22 protein-coding genes are annotated in these 21,841 nt (G+C 59.8%); 9 read left to right on the top strand and 13 right to left on the bottom strand.

Annotated features, from left to right (window positions below):
- The first annotated feature begins 53 nt into the window (after positions 1 to 53).
- Entirely contained in the window at positions 54 to 626 is a 573-nt protein-coding gene (locus ACVWYU_RS01635) for a xanthine phosphoribosyltransferase (protein ID WP_090326577.1), read from the top strand.
- 104 nt (positions 627 to 730) lie between these two features.
- On the opposite strand, the gene ACVWYU_RS01630 is transcribed toward ACVWYU_RS01635, so the two are convergent.
- From ACVWYU_RS01630 to dadA, 6 genes are all read right to left on the bottom strand, one after another.
- Entirely contained in the window at positions 731 to 2,656 is a 1,926-nt protein-coding gene (locus ACVWYU_RS01630) for an acetyl-CoA hydrolase/transferase C-terminal domain-containing protein (protein ID WP_457371770.1), read from the bottom strand.
- A 255-nt stretch (positions 2,657 to 2,911) separates the two neighbouring features.
- Complete coding sequence (locus ACVWYU_RS01625; RefSeq protein WP_090326582.1) at positions 2,912 to 3,328, bottom strand: c-type cytochrome; 417 nt, start codon at positions 3,326 to 3,328, stop codon at positions 2,912 to 2,914.
- 182 nt (positions 3,329 to 3,510) lie between these two features.
- Positions 3,511 to 4,059, bottom strand: a complete 549-nt coding sequence (locus tag ACVWYU_RS01620) for a cupin domain-containing protein (protein WP_090326586.1) — start codon at positions 4,057 to 4,059, stop codon at positions 3,511 to 3,513.
- Between the two features lie 128 nt (positions 4,060 to 4,187).
- Complete coding sequence (gene alr / locus ACVWYU_RS01615; RefSeq protein ID WP_457371769.1) at positions 4,188 to 5,261, bottom strand: alanine racemase; 1,074 nt, start codon at positions 5,259 to 5,261, stop codon at positions 4,188 to 4,190.
- Positions 5,262 to 5,358: 97 nt separating this feature from the next.
- Positions 5,359 to 5,712 carry a RidA family protein gene (locus tag ACVWYU_RS01610; protein WP_457371768.1) on the bottom strand — a complete coding sequence of 118 codons (354 nt, stop codon included), beginning with the start codon at positions 5,710 to 5,712 and terminating at the stop codon, positions 5,359 to 5,361.
- Positions 5,684 to 6,988 carry a D-amino acid dehydrogenase gene (gene dadA / locus ACVWYU_RS01605; RefSeq protein ID WP_090327608.1) on the bottom strand — a complete coding sequence of 435 codons (1,305 nt, stop codon included), beginning with the start codon at positions 6,986 to 6,988 and terminating at the stop codon, positions 5,684 to 5,686. The genes ACVWYU_RS01610 and dadA overlap by 29 nt, the downstream gene beginning before the upstream one ends.
- A gap of 157 nt (positions 6,989 to 7,145) precedes the next feature.
- Between dadA and ACVWYU_RS01600 the strand changes: the two genes are divergently transcribed.
- The gene (locus tag ACVWYU_RS01600) at positions 7,146 to 7,634 is read left to right on the top strand and encodes an Lrp/AsnC ligand binding domain-containing protein (protein ID WP_003177284.1); all 489 of its coding nucleotides are present in this window, start codon (positions 7,146 to 7,148) and stop codon (positions 7,632 to 7,634) included.
- A 105-nt stretch (positions 7,635 to 7,739) separates the two neighbouring features.
- On the opposite strand, the gene ACVWYU_RS01595 is transcribed toward ACVWYU_RS01600, so the two are convergent.
- Positions 7,740 to 8,093 (bottom strand): YkgJ family cysteine cluster protein, encoded by a 354-nt coding sequence (locus tag ACVWYU_RS01595; RefSeq protein WP_090326591.1) that lies wholly within the window; start codon positions 8,091 to 8,093, stop codon positions 7,740 to 7,742.
- Positions 8,094 to 8,240: 147 nt separating this feature from the next.
- On the opposite strand from ACVWYU_RS01595, the gene ACVWYU_RS01590 reads away from it, so the two are divergent.
- Positions 8,241 to 9,554, top strand: a complete 1,314-nt coding sequence (locus tag ACVWYU_RS01590; protein WP_457371767.1) for an NAD(P)/FAD-dependent oxidoreductase — start codon at positions 8,241 to 8,243, stop codon at positions 9,552 to 9,554.
- Between the two features lie 73 nt (positions 9,555 to 9,627).
- On the opposite strand, the gene ACVWYU_RS01585 is transcribed toward ACVWYU_RS01590, so the two are convergent.
- A complete protein-coding gene (locus ACVWYU_RS01585; protein ID WP_090326597.1) occupies positions 9,628 to 9,873 on the bottom strand; it encodes a DUF1127 domain-containing protein in 246 nt (81 codons plus the stop codon).
- Positions 9,874 to 10,052: 179 nt separating this feature from the next.
- Here ACVWYU_RS01585 and ACVWYU_RS01580 point away from each other — a divergent pair, with 179 nt between their 5' ends.
- A complete protein-coding gene (locus ACVWYU_RS01580; protein WP_090326599.1) occupies positions 10,053 to 11,486 on the top strand; it encodes an aminotransferase-like domain-containing protein in 1,434 nt (477 codons plus the stop codon).
- Between the two features lie 60 nt (positions 11,487 to 11,546).
- A complete protein-coding gene (locus tag ACVWYU_RS01575) occupies positions 11,547 to 13,109 on the top strand; it encodes a phospholipase D family protein (RefSeq protein WP_457371766.1) in 1,563 nt (520 codons plus the stop codon).
- 27 nt (positions 13,110 to 13,136) lie between these two features.
- Here ACVWYU_RS01575 and ACVWYU_RS01570 read toward each other — a convergent pair whose 3' ends face one another.
- Together ACVWYU_RS01570 and ACVWYU_RS01565 are read right to left on the bottom strand one after the other, a co-directional pair.
- Positions 13,137 to 14,282 carry an MFS transporter gene (locus tag ACVWYU_RS01570; protein WP_248914549.1) on the bottom strand — a complete coding sequence of 382 codons (1,146 nt, stop codon included), beginning with the start codon at positions 14,280 to 14,282 and terminating at the stop codon, positions 13,137 to 13,139.
- 187 nt (positions 14,283 to 14,469) lie between these two features.
- Entirely contained in the window at positions 14,470 to 15,963 is a 1,494-nt protein-coding gene (locus ACVWYU_RS01565; protein WP_090326607.1) for an aldehyde dehydrogenase, read from the bottom strand.
- A gap of 222 nt (positions 15,964 to 16,185) precedes the next feature.
- Here ACVWYU_RS01565 and ACVWYU_RS01560 point away from each other — a divergent pair, with 222 nt between their 5' ends.
- The gene (locus ACVWYU_RS01560; protein ID WP_247255284.1) at positions 16,186 to 16,548 is read left to right on the top strand and encodes a cupin domain-containing protein; all 363 of its coding nucleotides are present in this window, start codon (positions 16,186 to 16,188) and stop codon (positions 16,546 to 16,548) included.
- 188 nt (positions 16,549 to 16,736) lie between these two features.
- Here ACVWYU_RS01560 and rpmG read toward each other — a convergent pair whose 3' ends face one another.
- Positions 16,737 to 16,892, bottom strand: coding sequence for a 50S ribosomal protein L33 (rpmG, locus tag ACVWYU_RS01555; RefSeq protein WP_007894709.1), 156 nt, complete (start codon positions 16,890 to 16,892; stop codon positions 16,737 to 16,739).
- An 11-nt stretch (positions 16,893 to 16,903) separates the two neighbouring features.
- Complete coding sequence (rpmB, locus tag ACVWYU_RS01550; protein ID WP_034147715.1) at positions 16,904 to 17,137, bottom strand: 50S ribosomal protein L28; 234 nt, start codon at positions 17,135 to 17,137, stop codon at positions 16,904 to 16,906.
- 447 nt (positions 17,138 to 17,584) lie between these two features.
- Here rpmB and ACVWYU_RS01545 point away from each other — a divergent pair, with 447 nt between their 5' ends.
- Positions 17,585 to 19,168 carry an ABC transporter substrate-binding protein gene (locus ACVWYU_RS01545; protein WP_457371765.1) on the top strand — a complete coding sequence of 528 codons (1,584 nt, stop codon included), beginning with the start codon at positions 17,585 to 17,587 and terminating at the stop codon, positions 19,166 to 19,168.
- 110 nt (positions 19,169 to 19,278) lie between these two features.
- Here the strand turns inward: ACVWYU_RS01545 and radC are convergent, their stop codons facing one another.
- Positions 19,279 to 19,953 carry a RadC family protein gene (gene radC, locus ACVWYU_RS01540; protein ID WP_247255282.1) on the bottom strand — a complete coding sequence of 225 codons (675 nt, stop codon included), beginning with the start codon at positions 19,951 to 19,953 and terminating at the stop codon, positions 19,279 to 19,281.
- Positions 19,954 to 20,088: 135 nt separating this feature from the next.
- Here radC and coaBC point away from each other — a divergent pair, with 135 nt between their 5' ends.
- Positions 20,089 to 21,297, top strand: coding sequence for a bifunctional phosphopantothenoylcysteine decarboxylase/phosphopantothenate--cysteine ligase CoaBC (coaBC, locus tag ACVWYU_RS01535; protein WP_090326620.1), 1,209 nt, complete (start codon positions 20,089 to 20,091; stop codon positions 21,295 to 21,297).
- Between the two features lie 5 nt (positions 21,298 to 21,302).
- On the top strand, positions 21,303 to 21,758 hold the full coding sequence (gene dut / locus ACVWYU_RS01530) for a dUTP diphosphatase (protein WP_047535088.1): 456 nt from the start codon (positions 21,303 to 21,305) through the stop codon (positions 21,756 to 21,758).
- The last annotated feature ends 83 nt before the right edge of the window (positions 21,759 to 21,841 follow it).

The following is a 21,841-nucleotide window of genomic DNA, read 5'->3' as shown; positions in this document are numbered from 1 at the left end:
TGCCCCCTTTAATTAGACCTTCGGCGCAAAAGACGCCTATAGAGGACAGCTTCATGGAAGCACTGCACCAGAAAATTCGCGAACAAGGCATCGTGCTTTCCGACCAGGTTCTGAAGGTCGACGCCTTTCTGAACCACCAGATCGACCCCGCCCTGATGAAGCTGATCGGCGACGAATTCGCCACGCTGTTCAAGGACTCGGGCATTACCAAGATCGTCACCATCGAAGCCTCGGGCATCGCCCCGGCGATCATGACGGGCCTGAACCTTGGCGTACCGGTGATTTTCGCCCGCAAGCACCAGTCCCTGACCCTGACCGAAAACCTGCTGTCGGCGACGGTGTACTCGTTCACCAAGCAGACCGAAAGCACCGTGGCGATCTCCCCGCGCCACCTGACCAGCAGCGACCGCGTACTGATAATCGATGACTTCCTGGCCAACGGTAAGGCGTCCCAGGCGCTGATTTCGATCATCAAGCAGGCCGGCGCCACCGTCGCAGGCTTGGGTATCGTGATCGAGAAATCGTTCCAGGGCGGTCGTGCAGAGCTGGATGCGCAGGGTTATCGCGTCGAGTCCCTGGCTCGCGTGAAATCCCTCGCCGGCGGCGTCGTGACCTTCATCGAGTAACCTGTCATACCGCAACCCCTTGTAGGAGCTGGCTTGCCAGCGAAGAGGTCCTGATTCCAACGTCCATGTTGCTTGTCATACCGCCTTCGCTGGCAAGCCAGCGCCTACAGCGAAGCGGTGGCCTTGAGGCCCGCAAGCAACAACCGCTGATACAAATCCTCTTTCAACCCTTCTGGGTTGGTCAGCAGCATGCGTTCCAGATGCTCAGGAAACGCCGCAGGCTCCGGCGCATCCAGCGCAGCCTTGCCCAGCTCCAGAATCTCGCTCAGTTTGAATTTGCTCTTGAGCCAGTTCAGCGCCCGCAACAAATCCCGCTCCACGTCAGTGAAATCACAGCCCAACGGATACTCCGGAAACAAATGCGGATGCCGCGCCTGAATCGCCTGCAAACGTTGCGGACTGTTGTCGGTGAACCGCGGATCCAGGCGGAAATCCTTCGGTAATTTGCCGACCTTCTGCGCTTGCTCGATCAGCCCCGGCTGGAAACGTGAGTCGCTGATATTCAACAACGCTTCAATCACTGCCGCATCGGTCTTGCCCCGCAGATCGGCGATGCCGTACTCGGTGACGACGATGTCGCGCAAATGCCGTGGAATCGTGCAGTGACCATACTCCCAAACCATGTTGGAACTGACCTCGCCACCCGACTCGCGCCAGCTGCGCAGCAACAGTATCGAGCGCGCACCCTGCAGCGCATGACCCTGGGCAACGAAGTTGTATTGCCCGCCCACTCCGCTGAGCACACGTCCGTCCTCCAGTTGATCCGCCACGCCTGCACCAAGCAAGGTCATGGTGAATGCGGTGTTGATGAACCGTGCATCGAGGCGCTGCAAGCGCTTCAATTCTTCCTGGCCGTAGAGTTCGTTGATGTAGCTGATGCGGGTCATGTTGAATTCGAGCCGCTTGCCTTGCGGCAATTCACGCAAGCGCTCATAGAAACTGCGCGGCCCGAGAAAGAAGCCGCCATGCACCGAAATGCCGTCAGTCTGTGCCGCTTGGTCCAGAGTGCCGGCATTCGCCTGTTGCTGAGTCGGCACATCCGGGTAGACCTTGCGCCGCACGATCCCGGCATCCGCCAGCACCAGCAGGCCGTTGACGAACATTTCGCTACAACCGTAAAGGCCATTGGCGAACGGCTCGGTGCCGCCTTCGCGCTCGATCAATTGTGCCCACTGGCTCAGATTCAGATCCGCCAACAGCGCCTTGTAGCCGCTGTTATCGGCCTGCCGCGCCAGCAACGCAGCGGTCAGCGCATCGCCCATGGCGCCGATGCCGATCTGCAAGGTGCCGCCATCGCGGACCAGCGTGCTGGCGTGCAAACCGATGAAGTGATCCTGGAACCCCACTGGCATGTTCGGCGTGGAGAACAGCGTGGTGCTGTCCTTCGCGTCGATCAACAGGTCAAACGTATCGATGGCGACTTCGGCATCACCGGGCATGTAGGGCAAATCGCTGTGCACCTGGCCGAGCATCAGGATCGTTTCCCCGGCAGCCCGGCGCTTGGCGATCATCGGCAACAGGTCGAGGGTGATGTCCGGGTTGCAGCTCAGGCTCAAACGGTCCGGGTGCTCGGCATGACTGGCCACCAACTGTGCAACCAGGTTCAACCCGGCGGCGTTGATGTCCCGCGCGGCATGGCTGTAGTTGCTGCTGACATAGTCCTGTTGCGCACACGCACTGTGTAGCAGGCTGCCGGGCTGCATGAAGAACTGCTGGATATGGATGTTTCCCGGCAGCCTGTCGCGACGCAGATCGGCAAGAAAATCCAGTTCCGGATAGTCGCCGAAAACCCGTTCGGTGAAAGGTTCGAGGAAGCGCTTTTGCAATCCATCGCCCAACGCAGGACGCCCCAGGCACAGCGCGGTGTAGATCGTCAGTCGCCGCTCCGGCAATTGCGCGACACGTTGGTACAACGCGTTAACGAAGTGATTGGGCTTGCCCAGGCCCAAAGGCAGGCCCATGTGAATATGCGCCGGCAACCGCGCCAACACGTCATCAACCGCTTGCTCGATAGAACACAGCTGAACCATCCGAACCTCCCTTACATTCCATGACGTGGGGTTGGACTGAGCTTGCCGGGTCTTGGCTGCAATGAACAGCCCACAAGAAACACAAAACCCTGTAGGAGCAAGCTCGCGATGCTCGTCAACGATAACCTGGTGAATCTGACACGCCTCGGCGCCTTCGAAAACATCGCGAGCAAGCTCGCTCCTACAGGGGGTGGCGGCGATCTGCGGGCACAAAAAAACCGTCCTTAGACGGTTTTTTGCGAAAGATGCGGCGCCTTATTTCAGGCCGGACATCTTCTGGATCGCGCCTTTGAGCTCGGCGTCGGAGCAATCGGCGCAGGTGCCTTTAGGCGGCATCGAGTTGATACCGGTAATGGCTTTGGCCAGGATGCCGTCCAGGCCGCCCTGGTGATCGGCACGGTCTTTCCAGGCGGCGGTATCACCGATTTTTGGCGAGCCCAGCAGGCCGGTACCGTGGCAAGCGTTGCAATGTTTTGCAATCACTTCATCAGGCGTCTTGGCACCACCACCGCCGCCGGCAGAGGCGGCGACTTCCATGCCCTTGCACTCTTTACCCTGTACGCAAACCTGGCCGACTGGCTCAAGGCGCTTGGCAATTTCGTCGTTGGTCGCAGCTTGAGCGCTGACAGCCCAGAGGGCCAATACGGTTGCTGGTACGGCCAGCATTTTCATAATTAGATTCACGCGTTCACCCTCAATGGTGGCTAGTCACGCCTACGGCCACGGTTCGCAGGCGGGCGCAAGTATAGCGGTAAGCCCGCGACACTGAAACAACCCCAAAGTCGAAGGGGTCTTGTTGCGCAACGGTAAAACAGCTCGGGTGCCTCGGCCGTGCTGGCAGGGCGCTTCTTTGCTTAAAAATTCGCCGGTGTAGCTGCGCTGATTAGTCGCGCCGGCGCATCGAACGGATTACGGAAACGATGCGGCTTGGTACTTTCAAAGTAGTAGCTATCGCCCGCTTCGAGCACAAATGTTTCGAGTCCGACCACCAGTTCCAGACGCCCTTCCACCAAAATGCCGGTTTCCTCGCCCTCATGGGTGAGCATCTCTTCACCGGTATCGGCGCCTGGCGGGTAGATTTCAGTGAGGAAGGTGATAGCCCGACTCGGGTGTGCCCGGCCGACCAGTTTCATGGTCACTGCACCATCGGAAATATCGATCAGTTCGTTAGCTTTGTAGACGATCTGAGCCGGTTTTTCCTGCAGGATTTCTTCGGAAAAGAACTCGACCATGGACATGGGAATCCCGCCCAACACTTTGCGCAGCGAGCTGATCGAGGGGCTGACGCTGTTCTTCTCGATCATCGAAATGGTGCTGTTGGTGACGCCCGCACGTTTGGCGAGCTCACGCTGGGAAAGTCCTTTGAGCTTACGGATTGATTGCAGTCGCTCACCGACGTCCAATGCTGGAGCCTCCAGGAATTCAGGTTGTTGGAATAATGAGCGTTATCATGGCGACAGCGTTCAGTATTTACAACACTTTGACCTGAATCCTGTTCGGCGAGACAGCTTCCGGTCCGGCCTGTCTGGCCCTAGCTCCCGGAATAGAGCAGTGGCACCCGGCGCAGGTTGCAGAAGATCTGGTAAGGAATCGTGCCAGCCGCAATGGCCACGTCGCTGGCCAGAATATTCTTGCCCCACAACTCCACGGTGGAGCCCAGACCCGCTTGCGGCACATCGGTCAGGTCGATGCACAGCATGTCCATCGACACACGGCCGATCAACTGGCTACGCTGCCCGGCGACCAACACTGGCGTGCCGGTCGGTGCCAAGCGCGGGTAGCCGTCGGCGTAACCCATGGCCACCACGCCCACGCGCATCGGTTTCTGGGTAATGAATTTGGCGCCATAACCAATCGGCTCGCCGGCCGGCAGTTCACGCACGCTGATCACTTTCGATTCAAGGGTCATCACCGGCTGCAGGCGTGCAGCCACGGCATTGGCTTCTTCAAACGGTGTGGCACCGTAGAGCATGATGCCTGGACGCACCCAGTCACTCGGTACCTGCGGCCAGCCGAGCACCGCTGGCGAGTTGCGAAGGCTGACCTCGGCCGACAGTCCCTGACGCGCCGCTTCAAACACCGCGACTTGCTCAGCGCTCGCTTGACTGTGCAATTCATCGGCCCGGGCGAAGTGGCTCATCAGCACGATCTTCGCGACCTTGCCAGTGGCCAGCAGACGTTGATAGGCCGCCTGGTAATCCTTCGGATGCAGGCCCACCCGGTGCATGCCCGAATCGAGTTTGAGCCAGACCACGATCGGTTTGCTCAAAGCGGCCTTCTCGATCGCCTCGAGTTGCCACAGCGAATGCACCACGCACCAGAAATCGTGCTCGACGATCAGCGAAAGCTCATCGGCCTCAAAAAAACCTTCCAGCAACAACACCGGCGCACGAATGCCTGCGACCCGAAGCTCCAGGGCTTCTTCAATGCAGGCCACGGCAAAACCATCTGCCTCCGCTTCCAGCGCCTGGGCGCAACGCACCGCGCCATGGCCGTAAGCATCGGCCTTGATGACCGCGAGGGCCTTGGCACCCGTGACTTCACGGGCGATTTGGTAGTTGTGACGCAGGGCTTGAAGGTCGATCAGGGCACGGGCAGGGCGCATGGCGGCAGACTTCTGGTCGGTCGTTTGGAAGAAAAACCGGCGCAGGCTGATGACGTTAGCCGCCAGTCGCGCCGGGAGAGGGATCTTTCTGACTTGCTTATGGCAGAGCGGCTACAACCGACAGCTCCACCAGGATTTCCGCTTCGCACAGCTTCGCTTCAACGGTGGCGCGGGCCGGTGCGACGCCTTTGGGCAACCACTGGTCCCAGACGGCATTCATGCCGGCGAAGTGTGCATCGATGTCTTTCAGGTAAATCGTCACCGACAGCAGACGGTTTTTGTCGGTCCCGGCCAGATCGAGCAAACGCTCGATGTTGGCGAGGGCTTCACGGGTCTGCTGTTCAACCCCGGCGTTCATGTCGTCGCCAACCTGTCCGGCCAGATACACCGTGCCGTTGTGGGTGACGATCTGACTCATGCGCTCATTGGTGAGCTGGCGCTGGATTGACATGTTTTGCGGACTCCTGGGTTTTGTTGCCATAACGGGAAATATCGAGGCCTTCGGCGCTGATTTGCGGCTTTTTCTTCGCCATCAGATCAGCCAGCAAGCGGCCGGAGCCACAAGCCATGGTCCAGCCCAGGGTGCCGTGACCGGTGTTCAGGAACAGATTCTTGAACGGTGTGGCACCAACAATTGGCGTGCCATCCGGAGTGGTCGGACGCAGGCCGGTCCAGAAGCTGGCCTCGGCCAGATTGCCGCCCTGAGGATAGAGGTCGTTGACGATCATCTCCAGGGTTTCGCGCCGACGCGGGTTCAGCGACAGGTCAAAACCGGCAATTTCAGCCATGCCGCCGACGCGGATGCGGTTGTCGAAACGGGTGATCGCGACCTTGTAGGTCTCGTCGAGAATGGTCGAGGTCGGGGCCATGGCCGGGTTGGTGATCGGCACGGTCAGGGAGTAACCCTTGAGCGGATACACCGGGGCCTTGATGCCCAGAGGCTTGAGCAATTGCGGCGAGTAGCTGCCGAGTGCCAGGACGTAACGGTCAGCGGTTTCCAGCTTGCCGTCGATCCATACACCGTTGATGCGATCGCCGGCGAAGTCCAGGCGCTGGATGTCCTGACCGAAACGGAATTGCACGCCGAGGTTCGCGGCCATCTCTGCAAGCTTGGTGGTGAACATCTGGCAGTCGCCGGTCTGGTCGTTCGGCAGGCGCAAGGCACCGGCGAGGATGTCGGTGACACTCGCCAGGGCCGGCTCAACGCGGGCAATGCCTGCGCGGTCGAGCAGTTCGAACGGCACGCCAGACTCTTTCAACACGGCGATGTCTTTCGCTGCGCCGTCGAGCTGGGCCTGGGTGCGGAACAATTGAGTCGTGCCGAGGCTGCGGCCTTCGTAGGCAATGCCGGTTTCGGCGCGCAGTTCGTCGAGGCAGTCACGGCTGTACTCGGACAGACGGACCATGCGCTCCTTGTTCACCGCGTAACGGCTGGCGGTGCAGTTGCGCAGCATTTGCGCCATCCACAGGTATTGATCGATGTCGCCAGTGGCTTTGATCGCCAGAGGCGCGTGGCGCTGCAACAGCCACTTGATGGCTTTGAGCGGCACGCCCGGTGCGGCCCACGGCGAGGCATAACCGGGCGAAACCTGGCCGGCGTTGGCGAAACTGGTCTCCATCGCGGCAGCTGGCTGCCGGTCGACGACCACCACTTCAAACCCGGCACGGGCCAGATAGTAAGCACTGGTGGTGCCGATGACGCCGCTACCCAAGACCATAACGCGCATTTTCATATCCCTCATCGCGGCTAACCGCTGACGTTTGTTGTTCAGAGCTTTAGATGTGCGCAGTGTAAAAAAGAATAGCCAGTGATTTTCACTATATAAGCGCCTATATTTGGCGACAATTCTCGGCAAAAACCCTTTTCACGGAGGCGCATCCCCTATGCGTACCAACACTCAAACCAAACGTGAGCTGGATAAGATCGACCGCAATATTCTGCGGATCCTGCAAGCGGACGGACGTATTTCCTTCACCGAGCTGGGGGAGAAGGTCGGGCTCTCGACCACGCCCTGTACCGAACGGGTGCGGCGCCTGGAGCGCGAAGGGATCATCATGGGCTACAACGCGCGGCTCAATCCGCAACACCTCAAGGGAAGTCTTCTGGTGTTCGTCGAGATCAGTCTCGACTACAAATCCGGCGACACTTTCGAAGAGTTCCGACGCGCAGTGCTGAAGCTGCCCCACGTGCTGGAATGCCATCTGGTGTCAGGGGATTTCGACTATCTGGTGAAAGCGCGGATTTCCGAGATGGCCTCGTACCGCAAGCTGCTGGGCGACATCCTGCTCAAGCTGCCCCATGTGCGCGAATCCAAGAGTTACATCGTGATGGAAGAGGTGAAAGAGAGCTTGAGTTTGCCGATTCCGGATTGAAACTTACAGTTTGTTCAGGCCCGCTCCCACAGGTGTTGCGCTGACCTGTGGAAGCGGGTCTGCCCGCGACAGGGTCGGCTCAGTTCCGCTGAAGTACACCGCCGTTTAAACCAACACCTGCCGTGTACTGGCCATGTATTCGAACACCTGCTTCTCCACCCGCGGATGAATCAGCTCCACCGGCCCTCGCCCGTTGGGGCACGGCAAGCTCTTGGTCGTGCCGAACAATCGGCAGATCAGCGGCCGCTCGTCATACACCGTGCAACCATTCGGTCCCAGGTGCACACAGTTGAGTTCCTCCATCGCCGCGTCCTGCTCGGCCCGGGTCTTGCGCGGCAGGCGCGACATTTCTTCCGGGGAGGTTGTCACCGGGCCACAGCAGTCGTGGCAGCCGGGGACGCACTCGAATGAGGGAATCTGCTGGCGAAGGGTGCGGATTTTCTGACTGTTGCAGCTCATCGAAGCGGTGACCGATATCGGAATAGAGCGGGATTCTGACGCAAAAGCCCCGTTCCAGACAGCAGCAACCGACCAATGTTGCCCGTCTGCGAAGCTCCGGCTTATGCTCCGTCAAATTTTATAAACACAAGTATCAGGATCACGTAGATGACTGCTCGTGCTCGGCAACCTGTCTCGAACCACCAGCACACCGCCTCCTACTATGCCGCCAGCAGCTTGCCGCAGCCGGAGTATCCGCTGCTCAAGGGCGAAGTGCTGGCCGACGTGTGCGTGGTCGGTGGCGGGTTCTCGGGATTGAACACGGCGCTTGAACTGGCCGAACGCGGCTTCAGCGTGGTGTTGCTCGAAGCGCACAAGATCGGCTGGGGCGCCAGCGGACGCAATGGCGGGCAGTTGATTCGCGGCGTCGGGCACGGCCTCGATCAATTCGCCAATGTGATCGGTGCGGACGGTGTGCGTCAGATGAAACTCATGGGCCTGGAAGCGGTGGAAATCGTCCGACAGCGCATCGAGCGATTTCAGATCCGCTGTGACCTGACCTGGGGTTACTGCGACCTGGCCAACAAACCCCGCGACCTCGAAGGCTTCGCCGAAGACGCCGAAGAACTGCGCAGCCTCGGTTATCGCTACGAAACCCGCCTGGTACAACCCCATGAAATGCACACGGTGGTGGGCTCCGACCGCTACGTCGGCGGTCTTGTCGACATGGGTTCCGGGCACCTGCACCCGTTGAACCTGGCACTGGGCGAAGCGGCTGCCGCCCTGCGATTGGGCGTCAAACTATTCGAACAGTCCGCAGTTACCCGAATCGATTACGGCCCCGAGATCAAGGTTCATTCCGCCCAAGGCTCGGTCCGCGCCAGGACATTGGTGCTGGGCTGCAACGCTTACCTCAATGAACTAAACCCGCACCTCAGCGGCAAAGTGCTGCCCGCCGGCAGTTACATCATCGCCACCGAACCGTTGAGCGAGGAGCAGGCGCACGCCCTGCTGCCGCAGAACATGGCGGTCTGTGATCAGCGAGTAGCGCTGGATTACTACCGGCTCTCGGCGGATCGACGCTTGCTGTTCGGCGGCGCCTGCCATTATTCAGGTCGAGACCCCAAGGACATTGCCGCCTACATGCGGCCAAAGATGCTGGATGTATTCCCGCAGCTGGCCGATGTGAAAATCGATTACCAATGGGGCGGCATGATCGGTATCGGCGCCAACCGCTTGCCGCAAATCGGTCGACTCAACGACCAGCCGAACGTGTATTACGCCCAGGCCTATTCCGGCCATGGCGTGAATGCCACGCACCTGGCGGGCAAGTTGCTGGCCGAGGCGATCAGTGGCCAGCACAGTGGCGGGTTCGATCTGTTCGCCAAGGTGCCACACATCACCTTCCCCGGCGGCAAGCATCTGCGTTCGCCGTTACTGGCGTTGGGGATGTTGTGGCATCGGTTCAAAGAGTGGGTCTGATATGGCTTTGGTGTCATCCCTGGCGCCTTCGCTGGCAAGCCAGCGAAGAGGCCCGGAGATAACACTGCAAAACTCAGATCCGCCAGAAAGGCTTGAGCCCCTCCTCCCGCGCCTGTTCACGCGTCAGCCCGACATCCTTGAGCTGCTCGGGTGTCAGCCTCAGCAGCGCCTGGCGCGTGTGCAGACGCTGCCAGAACAGAGCCCAGCGACTCAGGCCCATCGGTGCATTGCGCATGACTGACCTGTGCGCACCGTTATTCTGCCCTGCCGCCAGTTCCTGACTGTGTAACGTCAGCCGCACATCGCTCAAGCCGTTCATTTTCATTGCTCCTGTTTACTTGGGTAGCCAGAGATTCCATGATGCGTGGGCGAGCAAAAGCATTACAGATTCAACACTGATGTATTATTTCCATACAGAATTGCCGTTCGAAGCACTGAATTGTCGATTTTTACCGCATCTGTACTGGTCTACCGAATCACCCGCACCGAGGCAGTGCCATGACCCTTTATGTGAACCTCGCCGAATTGCTCGGTACGCGTATCGAACAGGGCTTCTATCGCCCGGGTGACCGGCTGCCATCGGTGCGGGCACTGAGCATCGAGCACGGGGTCAGCCTGAGCACGGTGCAGCAGGCCTATCGCATGCTGGAAGACAACGGACTGGCCACGCCAAAACCCAAATCCGGGTATTTCGTGCCGGTCAGTCGCGAGTTGCCGGAACTGCCGGCGATTGGTCGCCCGGCTCAACGCCCTGTGGATATCTCCCAATGGGATCAGGTGCTGGAACTGATCCGCGCGGTACCGCGAAAGGATGTGGTGCAACTGGGTCGCGGCATGCCGGACATCACCAGCCCGACCATGAAACCGTTGTTGCGTGATCTGGCGCGGATCAGTCGGCGGCAGGACATGCCCGGCCTGTATTACGACAACATCCACGGCAATATCGAGCTGCGCGAACAGATTGCACGCCTGATGCTCGATTCCGGCTGCCAATTGAGCCCGGGCGATCTGGTGGTCACAACCGGTTGCCATGAAGCGCTGTCTACCAGCATTCGGGCGATCTGCGAGCCGGGCGACATCGTGGCGGTCGACTCACCCAGCTTCCACGGCGCCATGCAGACCCTCAAGGGCCTGGGCATGAAAGCCCTGGAAATCCCCACTGACCCGCTCACCGGCATCAGCCTGGAAGCTCTGGAACTGGCATTGGAACAATGGCCGATCAAGGCCATACAGTTGACCCCCAACTGCAACAACCCGCTGGGCTACATCATGCCGGAGTCGCGAAAACGCGGGCTGTTGACGCTCGCACAGCGTTTCGACGTGGCGATCATCGAGGATGATGTGTATGGCGAACTGTCCTACACCTATCCGCGTCCGCGTACGATCAAATCCTTCGACGAGGACGGTCGCGTCTTACTGTGCAGTTCATTTTCCAAGACGTTGGCACCTGGCCTGCGCATCGGCTGGGTGGCACCCGGTCGTTACCTGGAACGGGTGCTGCACATGAAATACATCAGCACTGGCTCCACGGCGCCACAGCCACAGATCGCCATCGCCGAATTCCTCAAGGGCGGCCATTTCGAACCGCATTTGCGGCGGATGCGGACGCAATACCAGCGCAATCGCGACGCCATGATCGACTGGGTCACCCGCTACTTTCCGGCCGGCACGCGCGCCAGTCGTCCGCAAGGCAGCTTCATGCTGTGGGTTGAACTGCCGGAAGGGTTCGACACCCTGAAACTGAATCGCGCCTTGCACGACCAGGGCGTACAGATTGCCGTCGGCAGCATCTTTTCCGCCTCTGGCAAATACCGCAATTGCCTGCGGATGAACTACGCTGCCAAACCAACAGCACAGATCGAAGACGCGGTACGCAAGGTCGGTGCGGCGGCCATCCAATTGCTGGCCGAAACCAGCAATCTCAACGACTGACCTTTCTGCGGATACCAACGTCCATATGCCAAGACCTGCCGCCAATCGGAACGATCCCACGTGAGAGTCACAAAGCCCCTGCTTGCTCTTGTATTGGCCTCGTTTCTCGGTGGTTGCGCCAGCCTCGACGTGCAGCGCGAACCGAGCCAGGCGCTGCCAGCGAGTGACTCGGCATTCGGTCGCTCGGTCCTGGCCCAGGCAGCGCCCCATCAAGGGCAGTCCGGTTTTCGCCTGCTTTCCGACAGCACCGAAGCCTTCACTGCGCGCGCCGAGCTGATCCGCAACGCGCAACGCAGTCTCGATTTGCAGTACTACATCGTTCACGACGGCATCAGTACACGAATGCTGGCCAATGAACTGCTCAAGGCCGCTGACCGTGGCGTGCGCGTGCGCATACTGATCGACGACACCACCAGTGACGGCCTGGACTTCACCATCGCCACGCTGGCGGCGCATCCACAGATCCAGATTCGCGTGTTCAACCCGCTGAATCTGGGCCGCAGCACTGGCGTGACGCGAACCATGGGCCGCTTGTTCAACCTGTCGCAGCAACATCGGCGCATGCATAACAAACTGTGGCTGGCCGACAACAGCATGGCCATCGTGGGCGGCCGCAATCTGGGTGACGAGTATTTCGATGCCGAACCCAACCTGAACTTCACCGACATCGACATGCTCGGCGTGGGCCCGGTCGCCGAGCAGTTGGGCCACAGTTTCGACCAGTACTGGAACAGCGCCCTGAGCAAGCCGATCGATGGGTTTCTATACAGCAAACCGACCGCCAAGGACCTGGAATACACCCGGACCCGGCTCGAAGAATCCCTGGAGGCAACCCGAAAGGAGAACCACGCCCTCTATAAACATCTGATGACTTACGCCACCAAACCGCGCCTGGACATTTGGCGCAAAGAGTTGGTATGGGCCTGGAACCAGGCGTTGTGGGATGCACCAAGCAAGGTGCTGGCCGATGGCGAACCAGACCCTCAATTGCTGCTGACCACGCAATTGGCGCCCGAACTCAATGGCGTCAGCAAAGAGTTGATCATGGTCTCGGCTTATTTCGTGCCGGGTCAGCCAGGGCTGGTCTACTTGACCGGGCGCGCCGATGCCGGGGTTTCAGTACGACTGCTGACCAACTCCCTGGAAGCGACGGACGTACCGGCGGTGCATGGCGGTTATGCACCGTATCGCAAGGCGTTGCTGGAACATGGCGTGCAATTGTTCGAGTTGCGCCGCCAGCCGGGCGAAGGCGGCAGCGGCCCCAAACTGTTCTACAGCCGATCCTATCGCGGCTCCGATTCCAGCTTGCACAGCAAGGCGATCATTTTCGACCAGCAGAAAGCCTTCATCGGCTCGTTCAACTTCGATCCGCGCTCGGTGCTGTGGAACACCGAAGTCGGCGTTCTGGTGGACAGCCCGGAACTCGCGGCACACGCGCGCGAACTGGCGCTGCAAGGCATGGCGCCGCCCCTGAGCTACAAAGTTGAACTGGAAAAAAACCAGCTCGTCTGGGTCACCGAAGACAATGGCAAACTGCACACCCTGACCAGGCAGCCGGGCAGTTGGTGGCGACACTTCAATGCCTGGCTCAGTAATACGGTTGGCCTGGAACGGATGTTGTAACCCTGCGGGAGCTTGCTCCCACAGGGTTTAGGCCGGCTCGGCAACCGAGCCAAATGCCCCTTGGCGCGAAACGACGATCAAAACGCCCAACGCCCCCACCGCCATCAGCAACGGCAAGGCGTGCCCGCTGATCCACTGGCTGCCGGCACCGGCCAGCAATGGTCCGATCAGGCAGCCGATCCCCCATAACTGCGCTATGTGCGCGTTGGCCCTGACCAGCGCGTCGTCGCGATAACGCTCGCCGATCAGAATCAGCGACAAGGTGAACAAGCCGCCCGCGCTGGCACCGAACAACACCCACAGCGGCCAGATCAGCAGCGTATCGATCAGCAACGGGATGGCCAGACTCGACCCCAGCAGCACCACCGCGCACCCGGTGAACAACGCGCGCCGCGACAGACGATCGGCCAATGCGCCAATCGGTAATTGCAGCACGGCATCACCGACCACCACCGTACTGACCATCGCCAGGGCGATTTCCGTGGTGAAGCCCTGGCGCAAGCAGTAGACCGGCAGCAGCGTCAGGATCATTGCTTCGAACGCGGCAAACAGCGACACCGCCCAGGCAATCGCCGGCAGACCCCGACAGAACTCGAGCAAATCTCTCAGAGTCACGCTGCTGGACTCGCTGCTCGGGGCACCGCTGCGGCCCAACAACAGGAACGGTGCCGCCATCAGCAGACTGACGCCGACCCAAAAACCATAATCGTGCTCGGTGCCAAGAAAGCCCAACAACACCGGTCCGGCCAGCTGACTCAACGCATAACTGCTGCCATACAGCGCTACCAAACGCCCACGCCATTGCTCGACCACCAGTTGGTTGATCCAGCTTTCACCGATGATGAACACGAGGGTCAGGATCACCCCGATCATCAGCCGCAGTACCAGCCAGATCGGGTAGCTCGGCAACAGTGCCAACAAGCCGATGGAAACCGCTCCGGCCCACAGGCACAGGCGCATCAGGTTGGCGGTGCCGAAACGCGCCGCCAGACGACTGGAAATCTTCGCCCCGACCAGTACACCGATGGCCGGCATCGCCGCCATCACACCAATGGCAAACGAGCCGTAACCCCAGCTTTCCAGGCGAAACGACACCAGCGGCATGCTGACACCCAGGGCCAGACCGACACTCAAGACAGACGCCAACACGGCGAAATACGTCGCCCAACGCATGTTCCACGCTCCTGTGGATAATTTTTATGTACGGCACAAAACACTGTGGGAGCGAGCCGGCTCGCGATAACGGAGCAACATTCAACTTGTTCGTCGACTGTCACACCGCTATCGCGAGCAGGCTCGCTCCCACAAGGGATCTGCTTCGTTCAGGAGGCCTGCTCTGCAACAGGCCGCCTGTAACGACTTACAACTTGATCCAGGTCGCCTTCAGCTCGGTGTACTTGTCGAACGCGTGCAGCGACTTGTCGCGACCGTTGCCGGACTGCTTGAAGCCACCGAACGGTGCGGTCATGTCGCCGCCATCGTACTGGTTGACCCACACACTACCGGCACGCAGTGCACGGGCGGTCAGGTGCGCCTTGGAAATGTCGGAAGTCCATACTGCAGCGGCCAGACCGTACGGAGTGTCGTTGGCGATCGCGACGGCTTCTTCGGCGCTGTCGAAGGTGATGACCGACAGTACCGGGCCGAAGATTTCTTCCTGGGCGATTTTCATCGCGTTGCTCACGCCGTCGAAAATCGTCGGCTCAACGTAGGTACCACCGGTTTCCTGGAGGATACGTTTACCACCGGCCACCAGTTTGGCGCCGTCGGTGTGACCGGACTCGATGTAGGACAGCACGGTGTTCATCTGCTGGGTATCCACCAGTGCACCGACGTTGGTCGCCGGATCCAGCGGATTGCCCGGCTTCCAGGTTTTCAGGGCTTCGATCACCAGTGGCAGGAATTTGTCCTTGATCGAACGCTCCACCAGCAGGCGCGAACCAGCGGTGCAGACTTCGCCCTGGTTGAAGGCGATAGCACCCGCAGCGGCTTCAGCTGCCTCCTGCAGGTTTGGCGCGTCGGCGAACACGATGTTCGGGCTTTTGCCGCCGGCTTCAAGCCAGACGCGCTTCATGTTCGATTCGCCGGAGTAGATCAGCAGTTGCTTGGCGATCTTGGTCGAACCGGTGAACACCAGAGTATCTACGTCGTTATGCAGGGCCAGGGCCTTGCCGACGGTATGACCGTAACCCGGCAGGACGTTGAGCACGCCTTTCGGAATCCCGGCTTCGACGGCCAAAGCAGCGATGCGGATGGCGGTCAGCGGCGATTTTTCCGACGGTTTGAGGATCACCGAGTTACCGGTGGACAGCGCCGGGCCGAGTTTCCAGCACGCCATCATCAGCGGGAAGTTCCACGGCACGATGGCGCCGACAACACCGACAGGCTCGCGAGTCACCAGGCCCAGTTGATCGTGCGGGGTTGCCGCGACTTCGTCGTAGATCTTGTCGATGGCTTCGCCGCTCCAGCTGAGGGCTTGCGCCGCGCCGGGAACGTCGATGTACAGGGAGTCGCTGATCGGCTTGCCCATGTCCAGGGTTTCAAGCAAGGCCAGCTCTTCGGCGTGCTGTTTCAGCAGGCCGGCAAAACGGATCATGGTGGCTTTGCGTTTGGTCGGCGCCAGGCGCGACCAGACACCGGAATTGAAGGTGGCACGGGCGTTTTCAACAGCGCGCTGGGCATCGGCGGCATCACAGCTGGCAATCTTGCCCAGCAGACGGCCATCGACCGGGCTGATGCACTCGAAGGTCTCGCCGGAGACGGCATCGGTGTATTCGCCATTGATGTAGGCGCGGCCTTCGATCTTCAGATCGCGAGCCCGCTGCTCCCAATCGGCACGAGTCAGGGTGGTCATGCGAGTGTCCTCCTCTTATTGAATACGACACCCGCGATCTTCGCGGGCGCTGTCAGGAATTCTGCCCGGCCAGCCTGCTTTCGGCCCAAGGCAACCGCCACCCTAAACCAGCGGCAGGTGAAGTTTCAATATATTTGACATAACACCGGCAAACGGCCTTGCGATGTTCATTTTAATAAACATAGACTTTGGCAATACCAACAATGACTGGGGAATACAACAATGAGCATCCAGAACATCGTCGACTTTGGCCAGGCCACCACCGAGCCCGAGCGCTATCGACCAGACCCGGCCAGAGTGCTCAAGGGCGACCCCGAGCAAACGGTCTACAACCACTACAACAGCCCTTGCGGTCAATTGAATGCTGGCGTGTGGGAAGGTGCCGTCGGCCAGTGGCTGGTGAACTTCACCGAGCATGAATACTGCGAAATCATTCAGGGCGTTTCCGTGCTGCGCGATAACGATGGCAACAGCAAAACCGTGCGCGCGGGTGATCGCTTCGTGATCCCGGCCGGGTTCCGGGGCACGTGGGAAGTGCTGGAGCCGTGCCGCAAGATTTATGTGGCGTTTGAACAGAAGGCCTGAAGACGTCCATAGTCTGGACCGGCCTTATCGCGGGCAAGCCACGCTCCCACAGAGATCTGCGTCATTCGCAGAACCTGTGGAAGCGGACTTGCTCCGTACGAAGGCCCTGACAAGCACCACAAAACTCAGGCAACAAAAAAGGCCCGTATCTCGCGATACGGGCCTTTTTCGTAAGAGGAGAAAATCAATTACTTGATTTTGCCTTCTTTGTAGATCACGTGCTTGCGAACAACCGGATCAAATTTCTTGATCTCGATTTTGTCCGGAGTAGTACGCTTGTTCTTGTCGGTAGTGTAGAAGTGACCAGTACCGGCGCTCGAAATCAAACGAATCAATTCACGCATGATTAGCTCCCTTAGATCTTGCCGGCTTTGCGGATTTCGGCCAGCACGGCAGTGATGCCACGCTTGTCGATGATACGCATGCCTTTGGCAGATACGCGCAGACGCACGAAACGTTTCTCTTCTTCAACCCAGAAGCGGTGATGCTGCAGGTTCGGCAGGAAACGACGACGGGTTTTGTTGTTTGCGTGGGAAATGTTATTCCCAGTCACCGGACCCTTACCGGTAACTTGACAGACTCTAGACATGCCTCAGCCCTCTAAAACCACATGCCCAACCCGGCATGGGTTGGCCGCTTAATCTCTCAGTCATTTGGCGCCAGGCGCCGCGTTTCTTTAGGGGTCTTACCGGCTACACCTACAAACGAAGGAACCGGGCCCCTAGAAAAGAGCGCTGCTTTATACCAGAAAGACTGGAGAGCAACAACATTCGGTGTGCGATGAGTTGATAAAAACCCCATTTTTCCGGCGCCAGCCGCCTTGGATAAAGGCTGTCGTCGATTTTGACCGCTCGTCGCAGAGAATCCGCCCAACCCACCCATCTTGCCGTTTGGCGCCCGATGCCCACCAAAATCAATCGCCTATGGTCCCCTCAAAATCAAAAAGGGGATAGTCATTTGCAATCGAGCCCACTAGGGTAAGCCTTTTCCAGACTGCACTTGCAGATGGGCCTTCGATCTGTAAAGGAATCCGACCATGCGCCTCGCTGCCCTACCGTTGTTGCTCGCCCCGTTTTTGCTGAGCCCACAGGCCTTCGCCGCCGCCCTGAGCGTCTGCACCGAGGCCAGCCCGGAAGGGTTCGACGTGGTGCAATACAACTCGCTGACCACCACCAATGCCTCGGCCGACGTACTGATGAACCGGCTGGTGGACTTCGATACCGCCAGCGGCAAAGTGGTCGCCAGCCTGGCGGACAGCTGGGAAGTCAGCCCCGATGGCCTGATCTACGTCTTCAAGCTGCACCCACAGGTGAAATTCCACCGCACCGAGTATTTCAGCCCGACCCGCGAGCTGACCGCCGAAGACGTGAAATTCAGCTTCGACCGCATGCTCGACCCGGCCAACCCGTGGCACCAGGTTGCCCAGAGTGGCTTTCCTCATGCGCAATCGATGCAATTGCCAGCACTGATCAAGAAGATCGATGCCCTCGATCCGCTGACCGTGCGCTTCACCCTGGACCATCCGGACTCGACATTCCTCGCGACCCTGAGCATGGGTTTCGCCTCGATTTACTCGGCCGAATACGCCGACAAATTGTTGAAGGCCGGCACCACAGACAAGCTCAACAGCCAGCCAATCGGCACCGGCCCGTTCGTTTTCACACGCTTCCAGAAGGATTCTTCGGTTCGCTACAAAGCCAACCCGGACTACTTTGGCGGCAAGCCGTCAGTGGACCCGTTGATCTTCGCCATTACCCCGGACGCCAACGTGCGCTTGCAGAAGCTGCGACGCAATGAGTGCCAGATCGCCCTGTCGCCCAAACCTCTGGACGTGCAGGCCGCGCTGAAAGAGCCGACCCTGAAGGTGGAAAAGACTGACGCGTTCATGACCGCATTCGTCGGCATCAACAGCCAACATCCACCGCTGGACAAGCCGGAAGTACGCCAGGCGATCAACCTTGCGTTCGACAAGGCCAACTACGTCAAAGCCGTGTTCGAGGACACCGCCGAAGCAGCCAACGGCCCGTACCCACCCAATACCTGGAGCTACGCGAAAAACCTGCCGGGCTACCCGCATGACGTCGAGAAAGCCAAGGCATTGATGGCCAAGGCCGGGCTCAAGGACGGTTTCCAGACCACCATCTGGACCCGCCCTACCGGCAGCCTGCTGAACCCGAACCCGAGCCTCGGCGCTCAGCTGCTGCAATCTGACCTCGCGGAAATCGGCATTCAGGCCGAGATCCGCGTGATCGAATGGGGCGAACTGATCCGCCGCGCCAAGGCCGGTGAGCACGACCTGCTGTTCATGGGTTGGGCTGGCGACAACGGCGACCCGGACAACTTCCTCACACCTCAGTTTTCCTGCGCTGCGGTGAAGTCCGGCACCAATTTCTCCCGCTATTGCAATGCGGATCTGGACAAGCTGATCAGTGCCGGCAAAACCACCGGCGAGCAAGGTGTACGCAGCAAACTCTATGAACAGGCCCAGACGCAGATCCAGCAACAGGCACTCTGGCTGCCGCTGGCCCACCCGACCGCGTTCGCACTGACGCGCAAAGAGGTTGAGGGTTATTCGGTCAGCCCGTTTGGGCGTCAGGACTTTTCGAAGGTCAAATTGTAGGAGCAAGCTTGCTCGCGATGATCGTCAAGGATAAAGCGGGCAACCTGACACCCCGCGGCGTTCACGGGTTCATCGCGAGCAAGCTCGCTCCTACAGTGTTACGCACTCATTTACATCCAACCGTACTCGGCCATGGACAGTGGATCGCCATCACCGATGATGAAGTGATCAAGCACTCGTACATCGATCAACTCCAGCGCCTTTTGCAGGCGCCTGGTCAGCACCCGGTCAGCCTGACTGGGGTCGCTGTTGCCCGACGGGTGGTTGTGACAGAGGATCAACGCCGCGGCGTTGTTTGCCAGCGCACGCTTGACCACCTCCCGCGGATGCACACTGGTATTGTCGATGGAACCGCGAAACAGCGCTTCGAAACTCAGCACCTGATGTTTGGAATCCAGAAACAGGCAGCCGAACACCTCATGCGGCTCGTGGCGCAACATCGATTTCAGATATTCGCGAACGGCGTGCGGGCTTTCCAGTGCCGGTTTTTGCCGCGCACGCTCGGCCAAATGGCGCCTGCTCATTTCCTGCGCTGCCTGCAACTGAGCGAATTTCGCGGGCCCAAGTCCCAAATGCAGGCTGAACGTGACCAGATCGGCCTCGAGCAATGCACGCAAGCTGCCAAACTGGCTCAGCAGATGCCGCGCCAGATCCACCGCGCTTTTGCCGGATACGCCAGTTCGTAAAAAAATCGCCAGCAACTCGGCGTCTGAAAGACTCGCCGCTCCCAGCGTCAGTAATCTCTCCCGCGGCCGTTCCGCCGCCGGCCAATTGCGAATACTCATAGCACCTCCCTGTCTGTGGGCGCCGCTGTTCCATAGCGGTCGCTGTGATATCGTAGCCCATCTTTTTTGCGGGCGATTTCACTCCTGGGGAGGGGGTATCGCCCAGCAGTCATCAACGAATTGAAAGGCAGGCCTATGCAGCGGCTGTATCGGAAACGCATTGTTCTGGGCGTCGGCGGCGGCATTGCTGCCTATAAGAGCGCCGACCTGGTTCGCCGCCTGATGGATCAGGGTGCTGAAGTGCGCGTGGTCATGACCCGTGGCGGCGCCGAGTTCATCACCCCGCTGACCATGCAGGCCCTGTCCGGGCATCCGGTCCATCTGGATCTGCTGGACCCGGCAGCCGAAGCCGCCATGGGCCACATCGAGCTGGCGAAATGGGCCGATCTGGTACTGATCGCGCCCGCTACCGCAGACTTGATCGCCCGCCTGGCCCAAGGCATTGCCGATGATTTGCTGACCACCCTGGTGCTGGCTACCGACGCAGTCGTCGCTGTCGCCCCGGCGATGAACCAGGCCATGTGGCGCGATCCGGCAACCCAGGCCAACCTGCAAACCCTCGAAAGTCGCGACTTGAAAGTCTTTGGCCCGGCGTCTGGCAGCCAGGCCTGCGGCGACGTCGGTCTGGGCCGAATGCTCGAAGCCACCGATCTGGCCCAGTGCGCCGCCGACTGCTTCCAGCGCCAGGCGCTGACCGGCAAGCACGTGCTGATCACCGCCGGCCCGACCCAGGAAAACATCGACCCGGTGCGCTACATCACCAATCACAGCTCCGGAAAAATGGGTTTCGCCCTGGCTGAAGCGGCTGTTGAAGCCGGCGCTCGGGTGACGCTGATCACCGGCCCCGTGCATCTGCCGACCCCGGACCGTGTCACACGCATCGATGTCGTCAGTGCCCGCGACATGCTGGCCGCCTGCGAAGCCGCGATTCCCTGCGACCTGTTCATCGCCTCTGCGGCGGTCGCGGATTACCGCCCTGAAGTAGTCGCCCCACAAAAACTCAAGAAAGATCCTACGAACGGCGACGGCTTGTTGCTGCAAATGGTGCGTAACCCGGACATCCTGGCCAGCATCGCGACACGCCCCGACCGTCCGTTCAGTGTCGGTTTCGCCGCTGAAACCGAACACCTGCTCGACTACGCTGCCCGCAAGTTGAAGGACAAGAACCTCGATTTGATCGTTGCCAACGACGTCGCCAACCCGAGCATTGGCTTCAACAGCGAAGAAAACGCCTGCAGCGTGATCGACCGCGAGCTTCACGCCACACTTTTCGCCCAGACCAGCAAGAGCAAGATTGCTCGCCAGCTGATCACTTTTATCGCCGAACGTCTGAACCAGGTTTAATTTACATGCACGCTTTGCAAGCCAAGATCCTCGACCCCCGCATCGGTACCGAATTCCCGTTGCCGCAATACGCCACACCGGGATCCGCCGGCCTCGACCTGCGCGCCATGCTGGAGCAGGACATCGTGATCAAGCCGGGTGAAACCGTGCTGATCCCTACCGGCCTGTCGGTCTACATCGGCGACCCGAACCTCGCCGCACTGATCCTGCCGCGCTCCGGCCTGGGCCATAAGCACGGTATCGTGCTGGGCAACCTGGTGGGGCTGATCGACTCTGATTACCAGGGTCCGCTGATGGTTTCGTGCTGGAACCGTGGCCAGACCGACTTCACCATGGCCGTGGGCGAACGCCTGGCGCAACTGGTGCTGGTACCGGTGGTGCAGGCACATTTCGAGATGGTCGAAGAGTTCGTCGAAACCCAACGTGGCACGGGTGGCTTCGGTCACTCAGGCAGCCACTGATCTCATAGGCTGTCCCCGAGGCGAGGGAACACGCATCCTCGCCATACATTTTGAGCGGCCTCAACGGGAAGGGTGGCCGCCCA

Source organism: Pseudomonas sp. TE12234 (assembly GCF_054061835.1).
This window is presented reverse-complemented; position numbering and strand designations above follow the sequence as displayed.